General features: G+C 34.7%; 9 protein-coding genes and 1 pseudogene. All 10 read right to left on the bottom strand.

Going from position 1 to position 5,905, the window contains the following annotated elements; all coding sequences use genetic code 11:
• Positions 1–658: 658 nt before the first annotated feature.
• Entirely contained in the window at positions 659–970 is a 312-nt protein-coding gene (locus tag COZ07_RS07605) for a nucleotidyltransferase domain-containing protein (protein ID WP_406607968.1), read from the bottom strand.
• Positions 971–977: 7 nt separating this feature from the next.
• Positions 978–1,121 (bottom strand): hypothetical protein, encoded by a 144-nt coding sequence (locus tag COZ07_RS07600; protein ID WP_406607970.1) that lies wholly within the window; start codon positions 1,119–1,121, stop codon positions 978–980.
• 50 nt (positions 1,122–1,171) lie between these two features.
• Positions 1,172–1,381 (bottom strand): hypothetical protein, encoded by a 210-nt coding sequence (locus COZ07_RS07595; RefSeq protein WP_406607967.1) that lies wholly within the window; start codon positions 1,379–1,381, stop codon positions 1,172–1,174.
• A 229-nt stretch (positions 1,382–1,610) separates the two neighbouring features.
• Complete coding sequence (locus COZ07_RS07590) at positions 1,611–1,742, bottom strand: hypothetical protein (protein ID WP_406607966.1); 132 nt, start codon at positions 1,740–1,742, stop codon at positions 1,611–1,613.
• Between the two features lie 133 nt (positions 1,743–1,875).
• A complete protein-coding gene (locus COZ07_RS07585) occupies positions 1,876–2,334 on the bottom strand; it encodes a DUF6930 domain-containing protein (RefSeq protein WP_406607965.1) in 459 nt (152 codons plus the stop codon).
• Between the two features lie 50 nt (positions 2,335–2,384).
• Complete coding sequence (locus COZ07_RS07580) at positions 2,385–2,564, bottom strand: hypothetical protein (RefSeq protein ID WP_406607964.1); 180 nt, start codon at positions 2,562–2,564, stop codon at positions 2,385–2,387.
• A gap of 187 nt (positions 2,565–2,751) precedes the next feature.
• Positions 2,752–3,594: a metallophosphoesterase gene (locus tag COZ07_RS07575; RefSeq protein ID WP_406607963.1), complete on the bottom strand. Its 843-nt coding sequence runs from the start codon at positions 3,592–3,594 to the stop codon at positions 2,752–2,754.
• A gap of 268 nt (positions 3,595–3,862) precedes the next feature.
• On the bottom strand, positions 3,863–4,156 hold the full coding sequence (locus tag COZ07_RS07570; protein ID WP_406607962.1) for a hypothetical protein: 294 nt from the start codon (positions 4,154–4,156) through the stop codon (positions 3,863–3,865).
• Between the two features lie 67 nt (positions 4,157–4,223).
• Positions 4,224–4,565, bottom strand: coding sequence for a hypothetical protein (locus tag COZ07_RS07565; protein WP_406607961.1), 342 nt, complete (start codon positions 4,563–4,565; stop codon positions 4,224–4,226).
• Positions 4,566–5,001: 436 nt separating this feature from the next.
• Positions 5,002–5,905: pseudogene (locus tag COZ07_RS07560) on the bottom strand (phospho-sugar mutase); the annotation flags it as partial.

Below are 5,905 nucleotides of genomic sequence, written 5' to 3'. Positions count from 1 at the left end.
TGGAAGGGCGTATGCAATACGCCCCTACCGTATTCATCTTTGCTCATTTTAATGGTAGATTTACCTTATAATATAAGCCCTTTAAACTAGATCTAAAATAAGGGTCGTTTTAAGCGTTTTTTGGAAAATAATAGGGTTTTACCTTAAGAGCCTTAAAGAAATGCGTTATACGCCTTGTAGGTTGATATTGCCTGAAAGCCTTATATAGTAAGCCTTTCAAGACTTAAAAAAGCTATTTTTAGCACTTTTTTACTTATTTTTATGCTAATTGGCGTGATGAATATTTATTAAATTTTCCAGAGGGCGCTGAAACCCTTGTATTATCTGCGTTTTAGAACATGCGAATTTTATATAATAAAGATAAAAAAGGTGTAAATTGCAAGATACAAGATGAGATTGCTTCGGTCGTTTCACTCCCTCGCAATGACATTCTTCCCCCTCACCCTGCCCTCTCCCCTCAAGAGCGAGGGAAAAGAGGTATGGGTTCCCGCCTGCGCGGGAATGACATATGGGGAAGCGGAAATGACCCCAGTGAAATAAGATTTCATGGGGCAGGCAGAAAAGGATGGCGTGTAGAAGGTTATTTCTTGTTACTCATTTTCAGCAACCTCTAAATCATTATGAGCTTTAATTAGCCATTTTTTGACATATTCATCTATCATAACCTTATTCCCTCTTTTAAAACCTCTCTTACAACATTACCTATCTTTGTCTTATAGTAATTTATTTCTTTTTTTGATTTGATAATAAAATCAGCATCAATTCCTTCTTTTGCAAGTTTCTTCCGTAAAATGGAAGATAATTCCATTTTCTCTCTAATGGTAAGGTTATTTTTCATTACAATTAGGATATCGTGATCGCTCTTTTCCGAGTAATCTCCTCTTGCTCTGGAACCAAATAAAATAATTTCTTTATAATCAACCTCTTGAAGCATTTCTTTGAGTAAGTTTCCTACATTTTCCTTTATCATTTATTTTTTACTCCTTACCATTAATTTCATTTACTACTCTAAGTAAATGAACTTCTTCTCCATGACCTGATTCTGCAGCATATTCTAAGGCAGTCTGAATATTTTTGTTAGTAAATCGTGAATAATCCTGGAGAATTTTATCAATAGAAATATTATGGAAAAGTTTCCGTAATATTATTTCTACCGAAATTCTTGTTCCTTTTATGTGGATCTATCTGCAAAAACTTCATCAAAAAATATATCCTTGCTCAATTTTTTTTGCCATTCTCTATGTCGTTTTACGCTTTCAATCCTTTTACTTTTTGGTATAGTTATAAATCTAATGGCTTCTACTGGTCCCAATTCTTTTATAAGCACCTGCATCGCTTTTTTAATTACCGTCTCTCTGTTCATATATTTTGCAGTTCTCATCTTAATCCCTCTTTATTATAATTAGGTTTAGGATAATTGTCAAAATTAAGAATTACGAAGAGAAAAAGGAGAAATGTCATATAGTAAATGTTTTCACCCTTCCCCTCTTTTTTTATTAACCCTTTCTCTTCTAAGGATTTAAAAATACGAAGTAGGGTGCTCATTGGTTCCCGTTCCCCATTGTTCGATATATTTAATTAAACAGAAACTTTAGGATACTCTCATCTCTCTATCCTTTCGGTTCCTTTAATTTCTGCGTGTAATTGAAATATGTTCCTTTTGTATTAGCAAAAAGCAGAAATGGTTTTTTAAATTCTAAATTTTCTGATTCGCCTTGAGAAATTATCTTCTTTAAGTCCATTGATATTCACCTTTATATTGTTTATAGAAAGACGGGTCTATCCTACGTGGTGTTTTTAATTTTTGTAGGGGTCGAATTTATTCGACCCGTTTTCACTGCGGGTTCGATGAATCGAACCCCTACCTCATCCCCACTATATTTCATCTCGATTCTCACCGGTGGTGAATTTAGCCATACTCGCTTGGGCTTCTTCCAACATTTTCAACTTTTTTACCCTTCTTAAATTAATTCCCAGCTCTGAAGTAATAGGCTCAAGTAGTTTGAAAGCCTCTTCTTTTTTGACTAATATTTCTTGGGGTAGAATTTTCCTATTTTCAGCGAGTTTAAAGAAATTCCTTTGAAATTCGGATATGCATTCTGCAGGTTTTGCTAAATCATGGCTTAATATAAAACCTGAATATTGGTCTACCCATAAAGTTATATAAGGATAAAAAGGACTTTCTTCTTTTTCTTTAATTGGATTTAGATAGTAAAAGTAATCAACCTCCCAAACACCCTGGCGATAAGGGATTCTTCTCTTGATTTTTTCCAAACGAACTGTATCGATCGGTTCTACAATAATTTCTCCTTTTTGTAGGGGTAATGGCTCCATCCACATATCTCTCCAGGATAAACCTGTTTTATCCTTTTTGGGAACTCGAACTAAATAACGATTTTCCAACTTTCTTTATTACTTGAAAATCTTCTTTCTGTAAATATTTTCTGTCTTCGAATGAAGCCATAAGTATCCCACATCCAGTTCCAACACTCTTTTCTCTTAAATTCTATTGCGGCATCATATAGTTCTTTCCACTCTTGAATAGACGGTGGTTTATCGTTCATTTTTTTACTTCCTCCTTGTGTTTTCTCTATATTATAAGAAGAAAAAAGGGGAAAGGCAACTTTTTAAATCAAAAAGTAGTCAGTCCCCTTTTTGGAAGGGCGTATGCAATACGCCCCTACCGTATTCATCTTTGCTCATTTTAATGGTCGATTTACCTACTCGTTTGTAGGGTGGTCACCCAATCAGTCAATCTATTACCAATCTATCGATTAGATTTGAATTAATATCATATACTTCTATGATTAATTGATTATTACTAAGGAATAATTTGCAAAAATGATAGGCTTTAATAAACAATTGACTATAAGGACTTTTTCGGGCTTGGCCATAAAGAGGGGCTCCTCCCCCACCAGTAACGACGTAATAGATATTATGATATAAAGACCTTTCATAGTCATGGTCATGCCCGTTAAAAACTATATCTACACCATATTGTTCAAATAAAGGAATGATAGTCTGTCTAAGACCTTTTTCGTCTTCAGTGTGGTGACCGGTACTAAAGGGTGGATGATGAAAAATGGCTATCACAAATTTTATATTTTCTTTGATATTTTGTAAATCATCTTCCAGCCAAAGATATTGTTCTGAACCTATACTACAATCTGAATTACTATCCAATACTATAAAGTGAAGGTTATCTTTTTCTACCGAATACCATCGTTTATTATTGGGTAGAATAAAGTTAGCAAAATATAAAGGCGAATTGTTTTCGTGATTTCCCAAGGCAGGATAAAAATCGGCAATTTTAATTAAATCAGAAATTATCTCATTAAAGGTAGCCCATTGGTCAGGAATTAAACCATCTTCTACCAGATCGCCAGTATGGAAGACGATATTTGGTTTTGTTTTTATAATTTCATCAACCATCTTCTGATGAGTTTGATGGTCAGTTCTACTGTCTCCATAGATTACAATTGATTGAGAGACAGTTTGCTGATCTCCAATAGAAAAGCAAGATAATGGTAAAGAAATTAGTATTATGGTCAGCAAGATTAAGGTGATTAATTTTTTATGATTAAGTTTGCACATCTTAAAAATCCTTCCAATAGACAATTAGTCGACCAATCAAATTCAATTGACCAATTCTCCAATTAACCAATTTACCAATTGCTTCTCTTCTTTTTTCCAAGGTAATTATAAACAGTCTCTTTTGCTATACCTACGCTGGAGGCAAGTTCATCGATATTGAGTAGGTTCCCGGCTTGGTCCGCTAAAATTCTCAAAAAATATGGATTCCCGCGTGCGCGGGAATGACCTAAAGAGGAACAGGAATAACACATTAGAATAATAATCTTTTTTATTTATAAGAAAGTTGTTCATCAATAAGGCTAAGCAAATAGGCGAATTTATTTTTCTTATAATATTCTCTGCTATCATGGTCTAAAAGAGATCCTAAAGTTACATAGTAATCTCTTTTTTTAAATCCCTGGATAATTTCTTTAATCTTTTTTAATTCCTCATCATCTACTGCAAGATTAACTCCTCTTCTGGATAAAAATTCTATATCAAATACATCTCTTATTTCTTTTCGGTCCAAAGGAGCCTCTATCTTATTTTTCATCATCTGTCCTAAGGTAAAAGATTTAAGCAATACTTGCTGGTTAGAATATGGGGAGTAAGCAATTGTTTCCTGAAAATCTCTTGCTGTATCAAATCGCTCATGGCATATGCCTCTTAAAATATATTTTAAATTTTGAGGGATATCTCTTTAATATATCTTCGCAACTTTTTTTATCTATTTTTTCTAAATTTAGCGAACTGAGATCTAAATTATATTTTCCTAAATAGTTTAAATAAAGGGAATCGATAAAGGCTTTTTCAGGGGAGGCAATAAAAATATTGTTCTCTTTAGAAAAGCCAAAGTAAAAATCATTTTTGATTTTGCTATAATTAAATATAAATCCTTCAATATCTTTGGTAAAGGTACGGTATAAGGAGATAGATTCGATAAATTTCTGCTGAACCTGGGTAGTGTATTCATAAAATGAAAGAGCGGTCATCAAAGAGATATAAGATGGGACCTGCAGAAGATTAGCCAGCTCCAGGCAGAATCTTCCGCTATGGATAGCATTTTTGCTATATCCTGGTAAGTAAAATATAGGTTTTTTATCTTTTTTATATCATTATATTTCATAAGGCTAAGCACACTTAATTAATCTTTTTGTTAATTTATTATACTCTGGTGGTAGAATTTGTCAAGACACCCCCACCTTAATCCTCCCCCCTCAAGGGGGAGGAGATATATAAACTTATTCTTCCCTTTCAAGGGGGAGGAGATTTTGCAAAGAGAAATTGCTGCGGCTTGCCGAAGGCAATTTTGCAATTATAGAAAAGATGGATTCCCGCGTGCGCGGGAATGACATAAAGGGGAATGGGAATGACAGAGACAGACGGGCCTGCCCTAGGTTGTGTATTGAATTTTTGTAGGGGTCGGATTTATACAGGTTTGATTATGGAGTTCATTTTTTTAAAAATTGCTTCTTTTACGTGGTGAAGTTTTTGGAGAGCTTCCTTTTTGGTCTTGGCTTGAAAAGATAAATATAGTTTTATCTTAGGTTCGGTCCCAGAAGGACGCAGGCAATACCAGGAGCCATCGGAAAATACAATTTTTAAGACATTAGAGAGAGGCAAGTCAAGTGAAGTAGTTTTTAGAGTCAGGGATTTGGGGTGATAACTCTTGCCGATTAAAATATCATTAATTCGGACAATTTCCATATTTTTAATCTGGGGAAGATCTTTTCTAAAGACTTCCATAATCTCGGCTATCTTCTTCTCTCCTTCCTGACCTTCCAGATAGATAGAGTGTTGATCTTCTTCGTAGTAGCCATACTTCTTGTAAAGATCTTCCAAGACCTGAAGTAGGTTAAGTCCTTTTTTGTGATAATAAGCAGCCATCTCACAGATTAACATTGAGGCAATTACTGCATCTTTGTCACGCACAAAATCTCCCGCCAGATAGCCGATACTCTCTTCATAGCCGAAGAGGAATGATTTTTTTTCTTTTTCTTCTATTACTTTGACCTGATGGCAGATGAATTTAAAACCAGTCAAAGTCTCATAGGTTTCTACTCCGAAACTATCGGCAATTACTCTGGACATATCACTGGTTACTATAGTTTTAACTATGAAACCGTTGGTAGGGAGTTGGGACAACTCTTTTTTACTGCTTAAAATATAATGAAGGAGTAAGACACCGACTTGATTGCCGTTTAGGACGGTGTATTGATTATTGTGAGTAGAGATTGCTTCGTCATTATCATTCCTCGCAATGACAGATGGGATTGCTTCGCTCCCTACGGGAGCTCGCAATGACAGATTGGTGTCATTCCCGCTATCTTCT

The sequence above is a fragment of the Candidatus Infernicultor aquiphilus genome, from assembly GCF_002784285.1.
In the GTDB taxonomy this organism is placed as follows: Bacteria; Atribacterota; Phoenicimicrobiia; order Phoenicimicrobiales; family Phoenicimicrobiaceae; genus Infernicultor; species Infernicultor aquiphilus.
Note: the sequence above shows the minus strand (reverse complement) of the source record. Positions and strands in the feature narration are given on the sequence as shown.